Source organism: Agromyces sp. NPDC058104 (assembly GCF_042884835.1).
Lineage (GTDB): Bacteria > Actinomycetota > Actinomycetes > Actinomycetales > Microbacteriaceae > Agromyces.
Window position 1 is genome coordinate 1,322,575 of sequence record NZ_JBHVTD010000001.1, and the last position, 21,050, is coordinate 1,343,624.

Genomic DNA, 21,050 nt, shown 5'->3' on the forward strand with positions numbered 1-21,050 from the left:
AGCCCCCTACCAGGCCCTGACCCGCTCCACCGTGACGCGCACCGGCACGGAGTACTCGGCGATGTAGCTCTCCGCCGTGAACCCGACGCGCACGATCGCCTGCGCGTACTTCTCGGCGTACTGCGCCCACTCGGGCGCATCGCCGATCTCGCCGATGCGTGCCGAGCCCGTGAACACCGCGACGTCGTCGCCCTCGGCGTCGGTGTTGAAGTGCAGCGAGGTGCGCGGGTTGCGCGCGAGGTTCGCGAGCTTCGGCGTGCCGGGCTGCGAGAGCAGCATGAGCTCGCCGTCGTTCCAGACGAACCACACGGGCGTCGGCACGGGCGTGCCGTGCCGGTTCACCGTGGTGAGCCAGATGGTCTCCTCGGCGGCGAGCCGTTCGCGCACACGGTCGCTGAGCTGCAGTTCGTCGGCCACGGACGCCCCTCCTCGTCGCTCGCCCCGCCCTACGGGCGGAGCAGCACCTTGATCGCCCGGCGCTCGTCCATCGCGGCATAGGCCTCGGCGGCCTCGGCGAGCGGCAGCTCGAGGTCGAACACGAGCCCCGGCTCGATCGCCCCCGAGAGCACGTCGGTCAGCAGCTCCTCGATGTAGCCGCGCACGGGCGCGACGCCGCCGTTGACGCCCACGTTCGTGTTGAACAGCTGGCGCACCGGCAGCTCGGGGCCGCCGTTGGGCACGCCGACGTAGCCGACCATGCCGCCGGGACGCGCCGAGCGGATCGCCTGGTCCATCGACTCCTTCGTGCCGACGCACTCGAGCACCCGGTCGGCGCCGATGCCGCCGGTGAGCTCGCGCACCCGCTCGATGCCCTCCGCGCCGCGCTCGGCGACGACCTCGGTGGCGCCGAAGCGGCGGGCGAGCGCCTGCCGCTCGGGGTGGCGGCTCATCGCGATGATCGTGCCCGCACCGAGCCGCTTCGCGGCGATGATCGCGCAGAGCCCCACGGCCCCGTCGCCCACGACGGCGACGGTGTCGCCGGGGCCCACCCCGGCCGAGACCGCGGCGTGGTGGCCCGTGCCCATGACGTCGGAGAGGGTGAGCAGCCCCGGGATCTGCTCGTCGCGCACGGGACCGGGCACGACGGCGAGCGTGCCGTCGGCGAGCGGCACGCGCACGCGTTCGCCCTGGCCGGCGTCGGCGAAGGCCCCCTTGCGGTCGTCGCCGCCCCACCACCCTCCGTGCAGGCACGAGGTCGAGACGCCGTTGCGGCAGTTCACGCAGGTGTTGTCGCACACGTAGAACGGTGCGATCACGAAGTCGCCGACCTGCACCGAGACGACCTCGTCGCCGACGGCCTCGACGACGCCGACGAACTCGTGGCCGATGCGGTGCGGCTCGTGCGTCGGGGTGACGCCGCGGTACGGCCACAGGTCGGAGCCGCAGACGCAGGCGGCGACGACCTTCACGACGGCGTCGTCGCCCGTGGTGATGGCGGGGTCGGGCACGGTCTCGACGCGGATGTCCCGGGCGGCGTGGATCACGGTGGCGAGCATGCTCCGAGCCTATGCCCCGTCGGCGCCGGCCTCGCCGCCGGGTTCGGCCTCGCCGGCGGCGCGGCCCGGCCGGCGCTCGAACGCCCGGCTCGCCAGGGTGTGCAGCGGTGAGACCAGCAGCAGCAGGAACATCGCCCAGTAGCCGATGGCCGGCACGGTGATCGAGATCACCAGGGCGAGCGCGAACAGCCCGGTCGAGATGGCGTCTGCGAGGATGCCGCGGCGCAGGCGCAGCGGCGCCGTTCCGTGCAGGCGGGGGTGGCGCAGCAGGTACCAGCGGAGCGCGAGCGAGACGAGGCTCGTCACGATGAGGCTGCCGACGTAGACGAGCTTCTGCGCGTCGTCCTCCTCCATCGACCCCAGCATCGCGGTGGGCACGGGCAGCCAGACGATCGTGAACATCCACGCGATGCTGAGCCAGAGCAGCGCGGGGGTGGTGCGCTCGAGCTGCGCGAAGACGCGATGGTTGGTGAGCCAGAACGTCGCGATGAGCACGAAGCTGAGTGCGAAGCTCATGAGCTGCCCGCTGTGCCGGTCGAACCACTCGGCGACGCCGCCGCCCTCGCCGCCGAGATCGGTCACGCTCTCCATGAGGGGCAGCACGAGCACGGTCATGGCGATCGCGACCACGGCGTCGGTGAAGGCCTTCAGCCGCTCGGCCGAGGCCTCGACCGGAGCACGGCCGTCGTCGGGCACGGGGGCCGTCGCGGGCGGCGAAGTCGACATGCGAGGAAGGGTAGCGAATCCGCCGGGGCGGCCGCGAGACCCGACCGCGCGGGGCTCACACGTGCGGCACGAAGCGCTGCCAGGCGATCCGGCGTTCCCCGCGCGGGTCGGCCTCGATGCGGTCGGGGCCGTCGAACACGAGGGTGAGCCGGCGTTCCTCGTCGTAGCGGGGCCAGTCGAGGCATCCGGCACCCTCGCCGCGCGGATCGCCGTGGTCGGCGAACGCGACCCAGTGCGCCTGCATGCGCCGCCCGACCGCGCGGAACATCCGGCCTCCGCCGAGCAGCGTGAGGCCGGCGCCGACGAGGGTGTCCGACTTCTCGAAGAGCGCGAAGAGCTCGAGCCCGTGGGTCGCGTCGAGGCCGAGCAGCCGTGCCGTGCGGGGCGCGGCGTCGAACCGGTACATGTACGTCGGCGCGAAGCGGGAGTGCCGCTCGGCGAGCTTCACGCTCGGGTACCAGAAGGTGAAGTCGCCGGCGAAGTCGGCCGCGGGCCGCCGCTCGGGCAGCCCCGGGTACTGCCGCTTGATCGCCTTGCGCGACTTCTTGCGCGTGTTCGCGAAGATGGCGCGGATGCGCGGCTTCGTCGTCGGGAGGATGTCGATGCGGCCCTCGAAGAGCGAGCCCTCGCGGTCGTTCGTGCCGATGACGAGCGGCACGCGGTGCGCCCGCCCCGCCTTGAACGCGTCGAGGGGCCGTTCGGGCAGGAACCCGCCGTCGATCACGGGCGCGAGGCTGATCGTGCCCGGGTTCTCGTCGGGGGTGCGCACCGCGAGCTCGGTGGTGGCCCGGGCGAGGAGCACGGGGTCGGCGGTGCGCAGCATGACCGACGCGTCCTGCGGCGCCTCGCTGTCGAGGTCGTCGTCGTCGACGATGCGGCTGAGGATGCGCACGTACTCCCCCGCCCAGGCCTGCGCGGTCTCGGCCGAGTAGACCGCGTTCGCGGGCGAGGACTGCGCGATCGCCCCGGCGAACAGGCCCTCGGCGGCGGGCACGGTCATGAGGGTCGTCACCGAGTTCGCCCCCGCCGACTCGCCGAAGAGGGTCACCCGGTCGGGGTCGCCCCCGAAGGCCCGGATGTTGCGGCGCACCCACTCGAGGGCGGCGATCTGGTCGCGAAGGCCGAGATTGCACTCGATCGGATGCCGCGCGCTCGCGTAGCGGCGCAGGTCGAGCCAGCCGAGCGCGCCGAGCCGGTAGTTGCAGCTGACGTAGACCACTCCGTGCCGGCGCACGAGCCGTTCGCCCTGGCGCGGGTACTCCCCCGAGGAGCCGACGCTGTAGGCGCCCCCGTGCAGGAACAGCATGACCGGGCGGCCCCGCGGCGTGGCATCCGGCTCGTCGGGTGCGATGACGTTGAGGCTCAGGCAGTCCTCGCTGCGCTCGAGCCTCGGGTGGGCGCCGATGAACTGGCCGCGCCGCAGCTGCGGGGCGACGGGCCCGAAGGCGACGGCGTCGCGCACGCCGTCCCAGCCGGGTGCGGGCCGCGGCGCTCGGAAGCGGCCGTCGCCCGCGGTCGACGCGGCGTACGGGATGCCGCGCCACAGCCTGAGGCCGTCGCGCCGGAGCCCGCGCACGGCTCCGACGTCGGTCTCGATCACCGTTCCGTCGTTCGTCGCCTCGCGTGTCGGCATGTTCGGAGCGTACGCCGCGCGGGTGAACGGCGGGCGGCGGATGCCCCGATCGCGCCTTGACGGCCCGGCCTCCCTCGGGTTACTCTGGCCGCACCAATCTGACAGCGTTGTCATTTCGAGTTCCCCAGATGTGACTCCTGTCGATCCGCACGCGGCACCCCCGTTGGCCCGCCGATTCCAGGAGACACCATGGCCCCCTCCGGCCCCATCACCGCTCGCTGCGCGAGCGCACCCCGACGGCGTCGCACCGTCGCCCTCGCCGTCGCGGCCGCCCTCGCCGCGCCGCTCGCCGGCCTCGCCCCGGCCGCCCTCGCACCCGCGGCCCCGGCATCCGCCGCCCCGTTCGCGACGACCGCCGCCTTCGGCGCCCCCGACGAGATCGCGGCCGACTACTACGCCGCCCTGCTGCGCCACACGCGGTGGGTGAACACGGTCTGGGATCCGGCGATCAACGCGTACCAGTTCAAGGACTTCAACTTCGCGGTCGTGCTCGGCAACGCCGTGATCGTCACGCACGGCGACTACGACGCCGAGATCACCGGCATATCGAAGGACGAGCTGACCCAGCGCACGATCGACACGATCCGCTACTACGCCGCCAAGAACCGCTTCGTCGACCCGAACGGCACCTGGGGCAAGCGGATGTTCTGGGACTCCACGTTCCAGTCGTACTTCCTCGACGCGGGGCGCGTGCTCTGGGATCGGCTCGACGCCACGACGCAGCAGAACCTCGAGACGATCGCCGTCGGCCAGTCGGCCTACACCTCCGACCTCGACCACGGCGACGACCCGCTCTCGGGCTCGTGGACGGCCGACTGGCCCACCGGCAAGCACGTGGGCGACACGGCGCAGGAGGAGGCGGGCGTGTACACCCAGGCGCTCGCCCCCGGTCTCGCCTGGGCACCCGACCACGCGGACGCCTCGCGCTGGTCCGAGCAGCTCGGCGACTGGGCGCGCAACGCCGCCGGCCAGCCCACCGCCGACCTCAACAACCCGGCCGTCGTCGCCGGCAAGCCGGTGTCGACGAACACGCTGCAGACGATCTACGACACGTACCTCGTCGAGAACCACGGGTCGTTCGGCCCGCACTACCAGTCCGACATCTGGCGCTCGGGCGGGCGCAACGCGATCCAGTTCATCCTGAACGACGAGCCGATCCCCGAGTACCTGAAGCACCAGCCGAACTCGGCCGAGCTCTGGCGCTCGATCGAGATGGTGATGTCGAACCAGGGCGAGCCGTTCATGCCGATGGTCAACGACCGCGAGTACCTCTACGGTCGCGACGTGATCCCGATGGCCTTCCTCGGCCAGGTGCTGCGCGACCCCGACGCCGTGCGCGCCGAGGCGAACATGGCCGCGTCGCTCGAGGCGTACCAGGCGTACAAGCCGGTCGACCGGCTCGCCAAGTTCTCGGGCGAGCCCAAGTACGAGCCCGAGGCGCGCGCCGAGATCGCGATCTCGTACCTGCTGCACGTCGAGGCCGCCGAGTCGCCGGAGGGCGTCGTCGAGCCCACCCCGCAGGACGAGTTCTTCGCCCGCCTCGCCGGCGTGCGCGACTTCGGCGCGGGGCCCGGCCTCTCGGTGCAGCAGTCCGCGAACGCGTGGGCTGCCGCATCCAGCAAGAAGGGCTTCGTGAAGTTCCCCTGGGTTCCGGGCCACGACTCGTGGCTGTTCGCCCTGTCGGGCGCCACGCCGTACCTCTACCCGAACTCGGCGGCGACCGTCGATGCCCGGAACACGAGCACCTACACCGGGCCGCGCGACGGCTTCGAGGGCACGACGTCGGTCTTCCGCATCGGCGACGAGTACGCGGGCCAGGCGACGCTGCCGAGCGGCGCGGCGCTGTACGCCACGACCGGTGCCGGCTGGCAGGACGGCACCGTCTCGGTGCGCAACCTCGACCTCGGCGGCTACAACGGCCTCGACGGCTCGCGCACCTACGCCACGGCGGAGGGATCGGCCACCGACACCCTGCCCGTCGTGACGCCGCCGAACCCGGCCGACGCGAACGCCGCCCGCATCGACGACCTGTCGTTCGCCCCGGTGCCCGCCCGCTATGTGCGCATCCAGGGCCAGCAGGGCAACGCCCGGTACGGCTACTCGCTGTACTCGCTGCACGCCTACGGGACGGGCGCCGAGGCCACGACCGACCTGGCCGCCGGACGCCCCGCGACCGCCTCGAGCGAAGACCCGGCTCGCCGGGCCTCGACCGTGACCGATGCCAGCCCGACCACCCGCTGGGCCGTCGCCGTCGCCGAGCGCACGCGCGCGGACTCGTGGATCCAGGTCGACCTGGGCGCAGAGCGGACCGTCGGCTCGGTGCGCCTGGCCTGGGAGGCGAGCGCCGGTGAGCGCTACCTCGTGCAGACCTCGGCGGACGGCGAGACCTGGACCACGCAGACCGCCTACACCGGCGGCGTCGACGCCAACGTCGCACGCCTCGACACGGTCGACCTGACCCCGGCCGGCGCGACCGCGCCGGCCCCGGTCGAGGCGAGGTTCGTGCGCATGCAGGGCGTGCAGGGCGACCCAGCCTACGGCTACTCGCTCTACACGATGCGCGCGCTGACCGCGGCCGGCGTCGACGCCGCCGCGGGCAAGCCGGCCACGGCGTCGAGCGCGGACTCGGGACGCGCCCCGTCGAGCGTGACCGACAGCGACCCCGCCTCGCGCTGGGCGGTGTCGCGCGCCGACCGCACCCGGGCCGACTCGTGGATCCAGGTCGACCTCGGCGCCCCCACCGCGATCGCGCAGGTGCAGCTGGGCTGGGAGGTCTCGGCCGGTCGCGAGTATCGCATCGAGGTGTCGGCCGACGGTGAGACCTGGCAGGATGCCGCGAGCTTCCGCTACACGGGCGACCAGGTCATCACGACCGAGGGGTCGTGGATCAACGTCGAGGGCACGGCCGGTTACGTCGTGCACGGCGGGCAGGCGCCGATCGCCGTCTCGAGCGAGAAGGAGGGGATCAACACCGTGCGACTCGGCGGCGGAGACGACCCGATGCTCGTCGAGATGGTGCCGGGCGACGCCGACGCGACGGCCGCGCAGGACGCCGCGCCGCAGCCGACCGCAGATGGGCTGCTCGTGAGCTCGCTCGACGGCTACCTCACCGCCTTCAACCTCACCGGCGCGGACGTCACGGCCGACGTGACGATCCCGTACTCCGGCGACGCCGTGGCGCTGTTCGCCGGCGACCAGGTGCTCGGGGCGGATGCCTCGACGCTCACCGTCACGGTGCCCGCCGGCGACGCCGTCGTGCTCGCCCCCCGCGCCACGGTGCCCACCGCGGCCGCGCAGGCGGCCGGCGTCACGGTGTCGGTGCTCGACGGCCGCACGGTGCGCGTCGCGAGGCACGACGGCGGGGACTCAGGCGCGAAGGGCGGCGCCCGGACGATCGACGTCACGAACGTCGAGACCGGCGAGAAGCGCACGGTGCCCGTGGGCAGGCCGGCGGCCGCGGCCCCCACGTCGTTCCCGGGCGCGACCGCGTTCCCGGTGCCCGACCTGGCGCTCGCCACGCTCACGTTCCCGGCCTCGGTGCTGCCCGAGGGCATGAGCTCGCCGCAGGCCGCGGTCGACGGCGACCCCGGCACCGCGTGGACCCCGGGTGCGGACGGCCGCATGGTCGTCGACCTCGGCTCCGCACAGGCCATCGGCGCCGTCACCACGCTGTGGGACGGCGACGACGCCCCGGCGGCGACGGTGTCGGTGAGCGACGACGGCATCACGTTCCGCGAGGTCGGCGCGGTCGAGGCCGGCGCGACGCGCGGCTCGGTGGCGGTCGACGCGACGGCGCGGTACGTGGCGCTGACCACCGAGTGGGCCGACGGCGACCCCGGCCTGATCGCGCTGCGCGCGCTCGTTCCCGGGGCGGTCGACCACCCTCGCGGCGTGCAGCTGAGTCGGTGACCGTGGGCGGCTCGGGCGGCGTCGACGCGCGCCGCCCGGGCCGTCAGCCGTCGCGGGCCTCGCCGAGCATCGCGCGGAGGTGCTCGACGACGAGCTCGTGGTCGTCGAACTGTGGCAGCCCCGAGACGCCGACGGCGCCGACCACCGCGCCCGAGACGAGCCGCAGCGGCACGACCCCGCCGTGCGCGGCGAACAGCTGCGGGTCGAGCCGGGCGTGGGTGTCGAAGTCCTCGCCCTTCGCGCGGAACTCCTCGCCGACCAGCAACGAGGACTTGCCGTAGCGAAGGACCACCCGGTGCTTGCGGTCGAGCCACCCGTCGTTGTCGGCGCTCGCGCCGGGCAGCGCCGCGTGGAAGACCCGCTGGGGCCCGAACCAGATCGCGATCGCGATCGGCAGGCCGCGTTCGGCCGCGACCGCGCGGAGCCGCGAGCCGAGGGCCCAGGCGTCGTCGAGGGTGAACGCGGCGAACCGCAACTCGTCGTCTTCGGCCGCGAGGCGGCCGAGCAGTTCGCTCATGGTCGAATCGTACCGTCGGCCCGACGCCGCCGAGCGGTTCGCCGATGTCGGCGGCGTGCGCCAAGATATCCCAGTGACCGGCATGAGAGGGTTCTGGGCTGCGCTGCCGACCGAGGGGCGCTGGCTGCTGTCGACCGTCGCCATCCAGACGCTCGGGCGCGGTCTCACGCTGCCGTTCACGATCATCTACCTGCACGAGGTGCGCGGCTTCGAGCTCGGGCTGTCGGGCGCGCTCATGAGCCTCATCGCGATCACCGGGCTCGTGGTCACGGGGCCGGGCGGCACGCTCATCGACCGCTTCGGCGCCAAGGTCGTGCTGCTCGTCGGCCTCTCGGCGATGATCGTCGGCTGCACGCTGCTCGCCTTCGCGACGACGCCCGCGGTCGCGGCCGTCGCGCTCGTGCTCATCGGCATCAACTTCGGCGTCTCGTGGCCCGGCTTCAACGCCCTCATCGCCACGATCGTCGAGGGCGAGCTGCGGCAGCAGTACTTCGGCATCAACTTCGCGCTCGTCAACCTCGGCATCGGGGTCGGCGGCATCGTCGGCGGCTTCTTCATCGACGTCGACGACCCCGGCACCTTCACCACGATCTTCCTGGTCGACGCGGCGACGAGCCTCATCCCGATGGCGCTGCTGCTCGGCCCGCTGCGCCACGTGCGCACCCACGGCGAGCACGACGCCGATGCGCCGCCCGTCGGCGGCTACCGCGAGATCATCCGGCAGCCGGTCGTGCTGTGGCTGACCCTCCTCACCTTCATCTCGGTGTTCATCGGCTACGGCCAGATGGAGGCGGGATTCCCGGCCTTCGCCCGCCAGGTCGCCGAGGTCTCGACGCAGGTCATCGGCTTCGCGTTCGCCATCAACACGGCCGTCATCGTGCTGCTGCAGTTCACCGTGCTCAAGCTGATCAGCGGGCACCGCCGCACCAGGGTCATGCAGGTCATGGCACTCGTCTGGGCGCTGTCGTGGCTGCTGCTCGGCGGCGCGGGCCTGCTGCCCGACACGCTCGCCGCCGCGATCGGCGTGCTCGCGTTCATGGGCGTCTTCGCCTTCGGCGAGACGATGCTGCAGCCGACCGTGCCCGCGGTCTACAACGACCTCGCCGCAGACCGCAATCGCGGCCGCTACAACGCGATCAACTCGGCGGCCTTCCAGGGCGGCGCGATCGCCGGGCCGGTCGCCGCGGGGCTGCTGCTCGAGCACGGGCTCGACGCGTGGTACATCGCGGTGATGGTGCTGGGCTGCGCCGGCATCGTCCTGCTCGCCCTCGCGGTCGAACGCCGCATCCCCGCGAGTGCGAACGGGGTGCCCGAGTCGGAGCCCGCGGCCGAGCCGGCACCGCCGACGACCGCCGACTGACGATCAGCAGCTAGGCGGTCTTGGGCAACGGCGGCACCATCACGCGCAGCGACCAGCCGAACAGCACGAACAACACGCCGACGCCGCCCGCGAAGAGCGCCACGCCGAACGCGACCACCGAGGTGAACAGCGAGGCCCGCAGGAACGAGGCGTCCATGACGGTGGCGCGGACCGGGTCGTCCATGTCGAGCTCGGCGTACGTCTGGCCGTCGGCCATCTCGAGGGCGTGCGTGTTGATGACCTCCGCCTGCACGTAGGCGTCGATCGGCCCGTCGACGACCTTGCCGGCGAAGATCGGGGCGTCGTCGGAGATCACGATGTTCTCGGCCCGCAACTGCGCCGACACCGCGAACCAGGCGACGACCGCCACGACGATCAGCAGGATCCCGCCGATGATGCCGGCGAGCCCCGTGAGCCGCACCACGTTGACCTGCGAGCGGCTGAGCACCGCCCCACCCGTCTCGAACTGCTCCGACATGACTCCCCCTTCGAACGATTCGGCCCTTCAGGGCCCAACCTAGCGATTCGGGCGCCGCAGCGACACGGCCGCCACGCGGCATCCGATGCCAAATCGGATGCCGCGCGGCGGCCTCGGTGGCGAAACACTCAGCCGCTCGTCGTCGCGAGCGACGCGAGCACGCCCTTCGCCTGCCGCAACTGCTGCGCGGTGGAGGCGGGGTTCGTGCGCACCGTCTCGACCTCGAGCATCGCGTCGCCCCAGGTCGTCGCCGCGCCATGCACCGTCACCGGCGTCGCGAGGCCGACCGAGCCGTTGGCGAAGTTGAGCCAGGCCGCCAGCAGGAACTGGTCGAACTGCTCGGCGGCATCGTTCTTCGGCGGCGAGTGGAAGATCGCCACGGCGTCGTCGCGGTCGAGCGACGTGTCGAACACCGTGCTGAAGAACACCGCGATGTCGAGGTAGCACTGGAGCTCCGCCGTCGTGAAGTCGTTGCCGTTCTTCACGCGCATCTGGTTCAGCCACCAGCCGTGCTGCTTCGACTTCGTGCCGTCGCCCACCACGACGATGACGGCCTCATCGGTCGCCGAGCCGCCGTCGTCGTCGGTCGCCTCGGTGACGAGCTCGTAGAGGCACGCCTCGGCGTAGACGTGGTCGGCCGAGAGGTCGACGTCGCGCGGCTGCACGGTCGGCGACTTCGGCGGGTCGAGGGCCGGCGGATTCACGAGCGAGGTCTCGTCGCTCGTGGTGCCGTCGTCCCAGTCCCACACCACCGTGAGGTCGTCGCTGCCCGGGTCGGTCGCAGTGACGGGGATCGTCACGCTGCCGCCCGCGTCGAGCACGAAGGCCTCGACGCCGTCGTAGACCTGCGTGCCCGAGGTGTCGATCGTGATCGACGGGTCGACGTTCGCGACGTCGACGACGACGGTCGCGCACGTGGTCGTGTCGTCGTCGGAGCCGCAGACCTCGACGTCGAACAGTCCGTCGTCGCCGTAGTCGAAGCTCGTCTCGAACACGAGCGTCGCGTCGGGCCGGGTGTTCTCCTCGTCTCCGCTCAGCGGCTGCGAGCCCGAGCCGTCGTCGAAGTCGATCGTCGCCGAGAGGTCGTCGAGCCATCCGGGGTCGGTGACGACGCCGGTGATCGTCGCGGTGCGCGTCGCCTCGTCGAGGGGCGGGACCGGGTCGATCGTCACCGTCGGCGCGACGTTCGCGACGTCGACCTCCGCGGTGTCGGTCGCCGTGTTGCCGTAGAGGTCGGTGACCCGCAGGCCGATCGTGAAGGTGCCGTCCTGTCCGACCCGGTCGAACGACGGGTTCAGCCCGAAGGCGTCGTCGTATTGGCCGTCCCCGTCGAAGTCCCACTCCCAGGCCGAGATCGCGCCCGCGCTCGGGTCGCTGCCCGCACTCGATCCGGCGGCGGTCACCGGGATGTCGGTGCCCTCGAGCGTCGCGTACGGTCCGCCGGCGTCGGCGGTCGGGGCGCAGGCCGCGGGCAGGGTGTTGTCGTTCACCTGGGCGGCGTGCCCGTCGGTGCCGGCCGCGACCGCGCCCTCGCCGAGCCCCCGCTGTGCGAACGCCGACCAGATGGCGCACACGTTGTCGCCGCCGTTGGTCGCGATGTCGGCGGCGAGCAGACCGTTGCGGGCGTCGACGAAGGTCGGCTTCGCACCGCCTGCCGTGTTCTTCATGCCGTCGATCACGAGCTGCTCGGTGACGGGGACCCCGAGGAAGGCGCGCACGGCGTAGACCATGGTCGCCCAGATCGTGCCGTTGCCGTGCGGCGAGGTGTTCGGTCCGGGAACGTAGTCGTCGTAGTCGGAGTAGACGAGCGGCGAGGTGTCGTAGGCGACGTTGCGCACGCCGGTGGTCGCGTCGCCGGTGGCGTACTCCCCGACGACGGCGTCGTCCCACTTCAGGTACGAGACGACATCGCTCCAGCCCTCGCCGAGGGCGCCGGTCTGGTCGTCGCCGTAGTCGAAGCTGCCGCCGCCGACGAGCCTCGTCGAGACGCCGTGACCGTACTCGTGCGCGATGACGTCGCCGTCGAGCGAGCCGTCGCGGAACGGCAGCGTCCACATGTACATCTGCATGCGGGGGCTGTCGCCGTCACCGGGCGTGCCGAAGTTCGCGTTGTTCATGCAGCGGATCGGGTTCGACGCGTTGTCGACGCAGCCGAAGTCCCAGCCGTCCTGCGCCTCGGCGAGCACGGGGTCGCCGTCGCTGCCGCCGTTGCCGAAGTTGTCGACCTGGAAGTTTCGCCACGCCTCGGTGAACCCGAGCTCGTAGGTGTAGTCGTGCATCACGTTCGTGTAATAGAAGAGCTGGGTGATGATCGCGTCGAGGTCGGCGTCGAGACTCGCCTGGCTCGAGTCGGAGTTCACCGCCCACGCGTCGGTGAACGGGTAGTCGAAGACCTGGTAGTCGGGGTCGCCCGACGCCGGGGTGTTCGGCTGGTACTCGTCGTTCGCGTCGTTGTCGTCGAGGTCGCGATAGGCGTTGACGTTGTTGCCGCTCGTGGTCGTGTCGTCGACCCAGGTGCCGTTGATTCCCGAGAACGGGTGCAGCTCGCGCGAGGCGCCCGCGGCCTCGGGGTGCTCCTCGTCGAAGACCTCGCCCTCAGGACCGACCTCGGCGTAGCGGCTCGACTCGGCGAGCACCTCTCCGGTGGACGCGTCGACGACGGACTCGACCCAGACCTCGCCCGAGACCTCGACGTCGGTGACCCACGCGAGCCGCAGGCTGCGACCTTCGTCGTCCATGTACCAGCGCTGCTCGGCCTTCAGCGGCGTCGGGTCGACGAGCCCGTCGACCGCGATCGAGTTGGGGACCTCGACGACGTCGCGGTCGGTGGTCTGTGCGGCGTCCGGCAGGTCCTCGGCCACGACGTCGGCTCCGGATGCCACCACCGCGGCCTCTGCGATCGCCTCCGCCGCGGTGACCTCGGGCGCGGCGGGCGTCGCCGGTGCGACGTCGGCGGTGGTGCCGCCGAGATGCACGAGCCGCCCGTCGGCGTCGACGCTCGCGGTGATGACGGCCTGGTGAACGGGGATGCCGTCGACGGCCTGCCGCAGCTGCACGTAGCTGACGCCGTTCGGGTCGGCGATGACCTCGTCGACGGTGAGCGACCCGAGCCCGGCTCCGTCGAGCCCGAACGCGTCGCGATGCTCGGCGAGGTAGCCGAGTGCGATGTCCTCGGCCGCGTCGCCCGACGGTTCGGTGAGCGGACCGGTGGGGTTCAGCACCGAGCGCACGTCGCCCGCTCCGTCGTACGCGACGAGCGCGGTGCCGAACTCCTCGGCTGGATCTGGCGGCGCCTCGGCCCCTGGCGCCGCGAAGGCGGCGACGGGCTGGGTGATGACGAGTGCGGATGCGGCGAGCGCGGCTGCCACGGCGAGCGGACGGGTCACGACGACCTCCGGAGGGACGCCGGGGATCCGCGGGACGATCCCCCCGGTCGCCCCGCGGCGTGGCCCTCGGACGAGCCGGCCGTCACGTTACTCGCGGGGGACACGCGACCGTGCGGAATGGGGGACGGATGGCGCTCGACTCCCCCGGACTGGGGGCAGCCGCCGCGCCCGGAGACGACGACGGGGCATCCGCCGCGATGCGATCGGATGCCCCGTTGCCGGCTCAGTCGTCGAGCAGTTCGGCGTCGACGATCTCGTCGTCGAAGCCGGCGCCCGCGGCGGTCGCGCCGGCCGCCTCATCGGCCCGGGCGACCGTGAGCGCCTCGCCGTCGGCCGAGAGCCCGACCACGACCGTGTCGCCGTCGCGCACGCTGCCGTCGAGCAGCGCCCGCGCGAGCCGGTCGTCGATCTCGCGCTGCATGAGCCGGCGCAGCGGCCGGGCGCCGTAGAGCGGGTCGTAGCCGCGCTCGGCGAGCCACGCGCGGGCGTCGGGGGTGACGCCGAGCGCGAGCCGCCGCTCGTGCAGCCGGGCCGTGAGGCGGTCGATGTAGAGGTTCACGATCTCGGCGAGGTCCTGCTCGCTGAGGGCGGAGAACACGACGAGGTCGTCGAGCCGGTTCACGAACTCGGGCTTGAACGACTGCCTGACCGTCTGCATGACGGCCTCCTCCTTCTCGCTCCAGCTGAGCGAGGGGTCGATGAGGTAGTGCGAGCCGAGGTTCGAGGTGAGGATCAGGATCGTGTTGCGGAAGTCGACCGTGCGACCCTGCCCGTCGGTGAGCCGGCCGTCGTCGAGCACCTGCAGGAGCACGTCGAACACCTCGGGGTGCGCCTTCTCGACCTCGTCGAAGAGGATCACCGAGTAGGGGCGCCGGCGCACGGCCTCGGTGAGCTGGCCGCCCTGGTCGTAGCCGACGTAGCCCGGAGGGGCGCCGACGAGTCGCGAGACCGAGTGCTTCTCGCCGTACTCCGACATGTCGATGCGCACCATGGCGCGTTCGTCGTCGAAGAGGAACTCGGCGAGCGCCTTCGCGAGCTCGGTCTTGCCGACGCCGGTGGGGCCGAGGAACAGGAACGAGCCGGTCGGCCGGTTCGGGTCGTTGATGCCCGCCCGCGAGCGGCGCACCGCGTCGGCCACGGCCGCGACGGCCCGCTTCTGGCCGATGAGGCGCTTGCCGAGCTCGGCCTCGAGGTGCAGCAGCTTCTCGGTCTCGCCCTGCATGAGCCGACCGACGGGGATGCCCGTCCACGCGGCGATCACGGCGGCGATGTCCTCATCGGTGACCTGCTCGTTGACCATGCGCGGCTCGCCCCCGACGTTGCCCGCGGCGTCGGCCTGCTCGGCGGCCTCGAGGTCGCGCTGCAGGTTCTTGATGGTCTCGTACTCGAGCTTCGACGCCTTCTGGTAGTCGCCGGCGCGCAGCGCGAGGTCGCGCTGCGTGACGGCCTCGTCGATGCGCTTCTTGAGCTCGCCGACGCGGTTGAGGCCCTGGCGCTCGCGCGACCAGCGCTCTTCGAGCTGGGCGAGTTCGCGCTCCTGGCCGACGAGCGTCTCGCGCAGCTTCGCGAGCCGCTCCTTGGAGGCGTCGTCCTTCTCCTTCTTCAAGGCGAGCTCCTCGAGCTTCATGCGGTCGACCTGGCGCTTGAGCTGGTCGATCTCGACGGGCGAGGAGTCGATCTCCATCTTGAGGCGCGACATGGCCTCGTCGATGAGGTCGATGGCCTTGTCGGGCAGCTGGCGGGCAGTGATGTACCGGTTCGACAGGGATGCCGCGGCGACGAGCGCGGCGTCGGAGATCGTGACCCCATGGTGGGCCTCGTATCGGCCCTTGAGTCCGCGGAGGATCGCGATCGTGTCTTCGACGGACGGCTCGCCGACGTAGACCTGCTGGAAGCGGCGCTCGAGCGCGGCGTCCTTCTCGATGTACTCGCGGTACTCGTCGAGGGTGGTCGCGCCGATGAGGTGCAGCTCGCCGCGGGCGAGCATGGGCTTCAGCATGTTGGAGGCCGCGACCGACCCCTCGCCGCCGCCGGCGCCCATGAGCAGGTGCAGCTCGTCGACGAAGGTGATGATGCCGCCCTCGGCCTCGTTGATCTCCTTCAGCACGGCCTTCAGCCGCTCCTCGAACTGGCCGCGGTACATGGCGCCCGCGACGAGTGCGGAGATGTCGAGCGAGACGAGCTGCTTGTCCTTCAGCGACTCGGCGACGTCGCCGGCGACGATGCGCTGGGCGAGGCCCTCGACGACGGCGGTCTTGCCGACGCCGGGCTCGCCGATGAGCACGGGGTTGTTCTTCGTGCGACGGGTCAGCACCTGGCTCACGCGCCGGATCTCGGCGTCGCGGCCGATCACCGGGTCGAGCTTGCCGGCCTTCGCGAGGTCGGTCAGGTTGACGCCGAACTGTTCGAGCGCCGACTTCTGCTCTTCCTGCGAGTTCGGCGCGCCCTGCATGTTTGCCACTCAATGCTCCCTTCGTTTCAAACTTGAGTCTACTGAACTCAACTTTGCGAAGAGGATCGATATTCCGGCTCACGGCCGAAATCTCCCCCGCCTTCACGGTAGACGGATGCCCCGGGGTGCGCCACCGTGCCCCGACGTCGCCGGCGATCGCGCGGGCCCGCCCCGAGGCATCCATGCGTAGGAATAGACGTGCGCGGCACGGCGTTCCGGTTTCACGTGGAACGCTTCGGAACGCTCTCATTCGGACACTACGGACCCCTCGGCGGCGGGCGCGAGCTCTCGGCGGCCGACTCGATGCTGCAGGCGATCGACCTCGCCCAGGGCATGGATGAGCTGGGCGTCAACGGCGTCTACTTCCGCGTGCACCACTTCGCCAGGCAGCAGGCCTCGCCGATGCCGCTGCTCGCCGCGATCGCGGCCCGCACCGAGCGCATCGAGATGGGCACCGGCGTCGTGGACATGCGCTACGAGAACCCGCTGCACCTCGCCGAGGAGGCCGCGGCGGTCGACCTCATCTCGGGCGGGCGACTCGCCCTCGGCGTGAGCCGGGGGTCACCCGAGTCGGTCGTGCGCGGCTACGAGGCCTTCGGCTACACCGGATCGCAGGACCCGCGCGGCGCCGACATCGCGCGCGCGCACTTCGCGCGGTTCCTCGAGGCGATCGAGGGCAAGGGCCTCGCCGAGCTGGATGCCTCGTCGCCGTTCGGCGGCCGCGGCATGCAGCGCATCGAGCCGTACTCCCCCGGCCTGCGCTCGCGCATCTGGTGGGGCGCCGGCAACCGCGACTCGGCCGAGTGGGCCGGGCGCGCGGGCGTCAACCTCATGTCGTCGACGCTCCTCACCGAGGACCGCGGCCTGCCGTTCGACGAACTCCAGGCGCAGCAGATCCGCGCGTTCCGCGACGCGTGGCGCGAGGCGGGGCATCCCGGTGAGCCGCGCACCTCGGTCAGCCGGTCGATCTTCCCGATCACGACCGCCGAGGACGAGCTCTACTTCGGCGGGCGCCAGGACGGCGACGGCGTCGGCATGATCGACGGCATGCGCTCGACCTTCGGCAAGACGTACGCGGGCACGCCCGACAAGCTCGTCGAGCAGCTGCTGCGCGACGCCGCGATCCGCGAGGCCGACACCCTCATGCTGACCATCCCGAGCCAGCTCGGGGTCGAGTTCAACCTGCGGCTCGTCGCCGCGTTCGCCGAGCACGTGGCCCCGAGCCTCGGCTGGCGCCCGACGACGGCGTGACCCCGCCGCTTCCGGTGGTCGCTACTCGGCCACCGGAAGCGCCTCGGGCGCGTCGCGCTCGACCGCGACCACCGTCGTGCGCATGACCCCCGACGGCGTCGGGATCTCGTAGCGCACGGGCATCCCCGGGTGATCGAGCGCGAACCAGAACCGCGACGGCTGCGACGCGTCGCCGTCTCCGTGCCGCGCCTCGTAGTGCAGGCAGTCGAGGGTTCCGAGTCCGCCGTCGTCGAGCGCGAGCGTCGCCGACGTGCGCCGGGTGTGCTCGGCGGGGAAGGCGGCGTGCTCCTGCAGCTCGCGCCAGGTCACCCGCTCGGTCGTGACCACCCCGTCGACGGCGCCGGCGGCGTCGAGCCGCCACTGCTCGAGCGTCGCGCCCTCGGCGTCGCAGTCGCTGAAGCGGTTGACCCGCTCGAAGCGCTCGCCGCCGGGCAGCTCGACGAGCAGCCGGATCGTCTTGCCGGTGCCGGCCGCCGCGCGGATCTCCTCCGCCGTGAACGGCGTCGGCAGGAGCCCCGGGCCGAGGACGTGCGGATCCGCGCCGGCCCGGTCGGGCTCCCCCGCGGCGTCGCGCGCCAACCCCGCCCCCGAAGCTTCATCGCTCATGGCGCCCAGTCTGGGCCATCCGGCGTCATGTTGGTACCTTCTCGGGCGATTCAATGCGTTCTCATACGTTCGTGCGCCATGCTCGAACTCCGACGACCCCCAGCCCCGAGCAGGAGCCGCATGCAGAAGCGCACGAAGATCATCACCGCCTCGATCCTCGCGGGGGTGCTCGCCCTCGGCGCGACGGCCGCCATCGCCGGTCCGCTCATCTATCGCGACCTCGTCGTCGGCGAGGCCGATGCGGCGCCGAGCGTGACCGCCCGTCCCACCGAGACGAGCGCGGCGGATGACTCGGCCACCCCCGCCGACCTCAGCGGCGAGTGGACCGTGGCCGACGGCTCGTTCGCGGGGTATCGCGTCGACGAGGTGCTGAACGGCACCGACGTGACCGTCACCGGCCGAACCGAGCAGGTGACGGGCGAGCTCGCGGTCGACGGGCTCACGCTCACCGCCGCGTCATTCAGGGTCGACGTCGCCTCGATCGCGACCGACTCCGGCAACCGCGACGACTACTTCCGTTCGAACGCGATGCGGGTCGACCAGTACCCGACGGCGAGCTTCGTGCTCACCGAGCCAATCTCGGTCGACACCGCCCCCACGGCAGGCGAGGTGCAGCAGGTCACCGCGACCGGCGAGCTCGAGCTCGCCGGGGTGACGCGGGCGGTCACGGTCGAGCTCGAGGCGGTGCTGAACGGCGCCGGCGGCCAGGTGGCCGGGAGCATCCCGATCACCTTCGCCGACTTCGGCGTCGAGGCGCCCGACCTCGGCTTCGTCTCGGTCGAGCCCGACGGCTTCGTCGAGTTCTCGCTCGAGCTCGAGCGCGCCTGAGCCGCCGCGCGGCCCGTCAGGCCGGGTGCGCGAGCACCTCGGCGAGGATGCGCGCGGCGTCGGGGAACCGGGCCGGGTCCTCGCCGGCGTAGTTGAGCCGCACGAACGGGCCGGCCGGCTCGGCCGGGAACCACTCGCGGCCGGGCGCGACGACGAGGCCGCGCAGTTCCGCGTCGCGCACGACGCGGTCGACGTCGGTGCCGTCGGGCAGCCGCGCCCAGACGTTCAGGCCGCCGGAGGGCACGAGCTCGAGGTGCACGGCCGGGGCGTGCTCGCCGAGGCTCTGCACGAGCAGGTCGCGCCGTTCCCGCAGCCGATCGCGCAGGCCGCGCAGATGCGTCGTCCAGGCGGGTTGGCTGACGACGTCGAGGGCGGCCGCCTGCAGCAGCCCGCTCACGTACATCGACTCGGCGGCGCGGTCGGCCAGGATGCGGTCGCGCGCCGGACCGCGGGCGATCACCGCCGCGACCCGCACCGCGGGCGACACGCTCTTCGTGAGCGAACGCAGGTAGATGACGTGGCCGTCGTCGTCGAGCGCGGCGACGGGTCGCGGGCGTGCGCCGATCGCGAGGTCGTGCGCCCAGTCGTCCTCGACGAGGAAGGCGCCGTGCCGACGGGCCGACTCGAGCACGGCCCGCCGTGTCTCGGCGGGCCAGCCCGCGCCGCTCGGATTCGCGAAGTTCGGCTGCGCGTAGAACGCCCGCGCCCCCGTCTCGGCGAAGGCGCGCTCGACGTCGACCGGATCGGGTCCAGCCGGCCCCGCGGGCACTGGCACGACCGTCACGCCCGCCTGCTCGGCCGCGAGCAGCGCGCCCCAGTAGCTCGGCGACTCGATGAGCAGGGGTCGCCCCTGGCCGGCGACCGCGCGGAAGATCGAGCTGAGTCCGCTCTGGCTGCCCGCGATGACGAGCACGTCCTGCGCCGACACCGGGGGGATGCCCGCCGGCATGTCGGCGACGAGCTCGCCGGCGAACCAGGCTCGGAGCTCCGGCAGGCCGGCCGCCGGCGAGCGGGTCATCGCGGCCGTGGTGCGCGACGCCGCCGCGATCGCCCGGCGCACCGCCCGCTCGGGCAGCAGCTCGGCGGCGGGGTACCCCGAGTGCAGGGCGATCGCGTCGGGTGCGACGATGCGCTGGGTCGACGACAGCGACCAGGCCCGCGACTGCTGCGCGCCGAGCGCGGCGGCCTGCCAGCCGTAGTCGACGGGCCGGGTCGCGCGGGGCGCGCTGACGAAGGTGCCCGCGCCCGGCCGGCTCTCGACGAGACCGAGCGCGACGAGTCGGCGCATGGCCTTCTGCACGGTCACCGGGCTCGCGCCGTACTCGGCGGTGAGCGAGCGGTTCGACGGCAGCTGCTGACCGGGCGACGCGGACGCGATCCACGCCTGCAAGCCGGCGAGGATCCGGTCGGTGCTACTCTGATTCATGTCAGTACAGAGTAGCGTTACTGCAATTCGCGCGACAGCGCTATCGCGACACGCCGGCCTCTGGTGGGGCCTCGTCGGCGTCGTCGCCTTCTCGTTCACCCTCCCGTTCACCCGCGTCGCGGTCGGCGGGCTGTCGCCCATCCTCATCGGCTCCGGCCGGGCCGTCGTCGCGGCCGCCCTCGCGGTCATCGCCCTCGCCGCGACCCGTCAGCACTGGCCGACGGCCCGGCAGTGGCTGCGGCTCTCGATCGTCGCCGGCGGCGTCGTCGTCGGGTTCCCGATGCTGACCTCCTTCGCGCTCACGACCGCACCGGCGAGCCACGGCGCCGTCGTGGTCGGGCTGCTGCCGGCGGCCACCGCCGCGATCGCCGTCCTCCGCACCTCGGAGCGCCCGCAGCGCTCGTTCTGGCTGTACGCCGGCCTCGGCGCGGTCGCGGTCGTCGTGTTCGCCTCGCTGCAGAAAGGCGGTCTCGGCACCCTGCACTGGTCGGACCTGCTGCTGTTCGGCGCCGTGCTCGCGGCGGCGATCGGCTACGCAGAGGGCGGCCTGCTCGCCCGCGAGCTCGGCTCCTGGCAGACCGTGTCGTGGGCCCTCGTGCTCGCCGCGCCGCTCATGCTCGTGCTGTCGCTCGTCTCGATCGCCGAGCAGCCGCCCGTCGAGGCGACGCCGGTCGAATGGCTGGCGTTCGCCTACCTCGCCGTCGTCAGCATGTTCCTCGGCTTCTTCGCGTGGTACCGGGGACTCGCGATCGGCCCGATGGCGCAGGTCAGCCAGGTGCAGCTCGTGCAGCCCGTGCTGAACATCCTGTGGGCCGCGCTGCTCCTGCACGAGCCGCTCGGCTGGGCCACGATCCTCGGCGGGCTCGCGGTCGTCGCCTGCGCGGGCCTCGCCGTGCGCACCCGTTCGGGGCGCCCGGGCCGGGCCCCGGCATGACGGATGCCTCCCCGCGAGGTGCGGGGAGGCATCCGTGTCGTTCGACGA

At 72.4% G+C, this 21,050-nt stretch carries 15 protein-coding genes; 5 read left to right on the forward strand and 10 right to left on the reverse strand.

Features of this window, described 5'->3' with window-relative positions:
• Nucleotides 1-6: 6 nt before the first annotated feature.
• From ACFVTH_RS06290 to ACFVTH_RS06305, 4 genes are read right to left on the reverse strand one after another with little or no spacing between them, the layout of a single operon-like run.
• Nucleotides 7-417, reverse strand: coding sequence for a TIGR03667 family PPOX class F420-dependent oxidoreductase (locus ACFVTH_RS06290; RefSeq protein WP_387087880.1), 411 nt, complete (start codon nt 415-417; stop codon nt 7-9).
• Nucleotides 418-446: 29 nt separating this feature from the next.
• Nucleotides 447-1,496, reverse strand: a complete 1,050-nt coding sequence (locus ACFVTH_RS06295) for a zinc-dependent alcohol dehydrogenase family protein (RefSeq protein ID WP_387087883.1) — start codon at nt 1,494-1,496, stop codon at nt 447-449.
• A gap of 9 nt (nt 1,497-1,505) precedes the next feature.
• Nucleotides 1,506-2,222, reverse strand: a complete 717-nt coding sequence (locus ACFVTH_RS06300; RefSeq protein ID WP_387087885.1) for a TMEM175 family protein — start codon at nt 2,220-2,222, stop codon at nt 1,506-1,508.
• A 55-nt stretch (nt 2,223-2,277) separates the two neighbouring features.
• A complete protein-coding gene (locus tag ACFVTH_RS06305; RefSeq protein WP_387087888.1) occupies nt 2,278-3,855 on the reverse strand; it encodes a carboxylesterase/lipase family protein in 1,578 nt (525 codons plus the stop codon).
• 189 nt (nt 3,856-4,044) lie between these two features.
• Between ACFVTH_RS06305 and ACFVTH_RS06310 the strand changes: the two genes are divergently transcribed.
• Nucleotides 4,045-7,764, forward strand: a complete 3,720-nt coding sequence (locus ACFVTH_RS06310; protein ID WP_387087891.1) for a discoidin domain-containing protein — start codon at nt 4,045-4,047, stop codon at nt 7,762-7,764.
• A gap of 43 nt (nt 7,765-7,807) precedes the next feature.
• On the opposite strand, the gene ACFVTH_RS06315 is transcribed toward ACFVTH_RS06310, so the two are convergent.
• On the reverse strand, nt 7,808-8,281 hold the full coding sequence (locus ACFVTH_RS06315; protein WP_387087894.1) for a heme-degrading domain-containing protein: 474 nt from the start codon (nt 8,279-8,281) through the stop codon (nt 7,808-7,810).
• Here ACFVTH_RS06315 and ACFVTH_RS06320 point away from each other — a divergent pair.
• Complete coding sequence (locus ACFVTH_RS06320) at nt 8,280-9,641, forward strand: MFS transporter (protein WP_387087897.1); 1,362 nt, start codon at nt 8,280-8,282, stop codon at nt 9,639-9,641. The genes ACFVTH_RS06315 and ACFVTH_RS06320 overlap by 2 nt on opposite strands.
• 10 nt (nt 9,642-9,651) lie before the next feature.
• Here ACFVTH_RS06320 and ACFVTH_RS06325 read toward each other — a convergent pair whose 3' ends face one another.
• The 3 genes from ACFVTH_RS06325 to ACFVTH_RS06335 all read right to left on the reverse strand — a co-directional run bounded on the left by ACFVTH_RS06325 (nt 9,652) and on the right by ACFVTH_RS06335 (nt 15,957).
• Nucleotides 9,652-10,119 carry an aromatic ring-opening dioxygenase LigA gene (locus ACFVTH_RS06325; protein WP_387087900.1) on the reverse strand — a complete coding sequence of 156 codons (468 nt, stop codon included), beginning with the start codon at nt 10,117-10,119 and terminating at the stop codon, nt 9,652-9,654.
• Between the two features lie 128 nt (nt 10,120-10,247).
• Nucleotides 10,248-13,505 carry a M36 family metallopeptidase gene (locus ACFVTH_RS06330; protein ID WP_387087903.1) on the reverse strand — a complete coding sequence of 1,086 codons (3,258 nt, stop codon included), beginning with the start codon at nt 13,503-13,505 and terminating at the stop codon, nt 10,248-10,250.
• Nucleotides 13,506-13,728: 223 nt separating this feature from the next.
• Nucleotides 13,729-15,957 carry an ATP-dependent Clp protease ATP-binding subunit gene (locus tag ACFVTH_RS06335; protein ID WP_387088763.1) on the reverse strand — a complete coding sequence of 743 codons (2,229 nt, stop codon included), beginning with the start codon at nt 15,955-15,957 and terminating at the stop codon, nt 13,729-13,731.
• Nucleotides 15,958-16,182: 225 nt separating this feature from the next.
• Here ACFVTH_RS06335 and ACFVTH_RS06340 point away from each other — a divergent pair, with 225 nt between their 5' ends.
• Nucleotides 16,183-17,208, forward strand: coding sequence for an LLM class flavin-dependent oxidoreductase (locus tag ACFVTH_RS06340; RefSeq protein ID WP_387087905.1), 1,026 nt, complete (start codon nt 16,183-16,185; stop codon nt 17,206-17,208).
• 21 nt (nt 17,209-17,229) lie between these two features.
• On the opposite strand, the gene ACFVTH_RS06345 is transcribed toward ACFVTH_RS06340, so the two are convergent.
• Nucleotides 17,230-17,814, reverse strand: a complete 585-nt coding sequence (locus ACFVTH_RS06345; protein ID WP_387087908.1) for a hypothetical protein — start codon at nt 17,812-17,814, stop codon at nt 17,230-17,232.
• Between the two features lie 120 nt (nt 17,815-17,934).
• Here ACFVTH_RS06345 and ACFVTH_RS06350 point away from each other — a divergent pair, with 120 nt between their 5' ends.
• Nucleotides 17,935-18,642, forward strand: a complete 708-nt coding sequence (locus ACFVTH_RS06350; RefSeq protein ID WP_387087910.1) for a YceI family protein — start codon at nt 17,935-17,937, stop codon at nt 18,640-18,642.
• Nucleotides 18,643-18,658: 16 nt separating this feature from the next.
• On the opposite strand, the gene ACFVTH_RS06355 is transcribed toward ACFVTH_RS06350, so the two are convergent.
• The gene (locus ACFVTH_RS06355; RefSeq protein ID WP_387087913.1) at nt 18,659-20,068 is read right to left on the reverse strand and encodes a PLP-dependent aminotransferase family protein; all 1,410 of its coding nucleotides are present in this window, start codon (nt 20,066-20,068) and stop codon (nt 18,659-18,661) included.
• Between ACFVTH_RS06355 and ACFVTH_RS06360 the strand changes: the two genes are divergently transcribed.
• Nucleotides 20,067-21,002 (forward strand): DMT family transporter, encoded by a 936-nt coding sequence (locus ACFVTH_RS06360; protein WP_387087915.1) that lies wholly within the window; start codon nt 20,067-20,069, stop codon nt 21,000-21,002. The two genes, ACFVTH_RS06355 and ACFVTH_RS06360, sit on opposite strands and share 2 nt — an antisense overlap.
• The last annotated feature ends 48 nt before the right edge of the window (nt 21,003-21,050 follow it).

What these genes read in the sequence shown, in the direction of transcription:
- ACFVTH_RS06320 (WP_387087897.1), top strand. Translation starts at nt 8,280, where the DNA reads ATGGTCGAATCGTACCGTCGGCCCGACGCCGCCGAGCGGTTCGCCGAT.
- ACFVTH_RS06310 (WP_387087891.1), top strand. Translation starts at nt 4,045, where the DNA reads ATGGCCCCCTCCGGCCCCATCACCGCTCGCTGCGCGAGCGCACCCCGA.
- ACFVTH_RS06355 (WP_387087913.1), bottom strand. Translation starts at nt 20,068, where the DNA reads ATGAATCAGAGTAGCACCGACCGGATCCTCGCCGGCTTGCAGGCGTGG.
- ACFVTH_RS06350 (WP_387087910.1), top strand. Translation starts at nt 17,935, where the DNA reads ATGCAGAAGCGCACGAAGATCATCACCGCCTCGATCCTCGCGGGGGTG.
- ACFVTH_RS06300 (WP_387087885.1), bottom strand. Translation starts at nt 2,222, where the DNA reads ATGTCGACTTCGCCGCCCGCGACGGCCCCCGTGCCCGACGACGGCCGT.
- ACFVTH_RS06305 (WP_387087888.1), bottom strand. Translation starts at nt 3,855, where the DNA reads ATGCCGACACGCGAGGCGACGAACGACGGAACGGTGATCGAGACCGAC.
- ACFVTH_RS06315 (WP_387087894.1), bottom strand. Translation starts at nt 8,281, where the DNA reads ATGAGCGAACTGCTCGGCCGCCTCGCGGCCGAAGACGACGAGTTGCGG.
- ACFVTH_RS06325 (WP_387087900.1), bottom strand. Translation starts at nt 10,119, where the DNA reads ATGTCGGAGCAGTTCGAGACGGGTGGGGCGGTGCTCAGCCGCTCGCAG.
- ACFVTH_RS06345 (WP_387087908.1), bottom strand. Translation starts at nt 17,814, where the DNA reads ATGAGCGATGAAGCTTCGGGGGCGGGGTTGGCGCGCGACGCCGCGGGG.
- ACFVTH_RS06295 (WP_387087883.1), bottom strand. Translation starts at nt 1,496, where the DNA reads ATGCTCGCCACCGTGATCCACGCCGCCCGGGACATCCGCGTCGAGACC.
- ACFVTH_RS06360 (WP_387087915.1), top strand. Translation starts at nt 20,067, where the DNA reads ATGTCAGTACAGAGTAGCGTTACTGCAATTCGCGCGACAGCGCTATCG.
- ACFVTH_RS06335 (WP_387088763.1), bottom strand. Translation starts at nt 15,957, where the DNA reads ATGCAGGGCGCGCCGAACTCGCAGGAAGAGCAGAAGTCGGCGCTCGAA.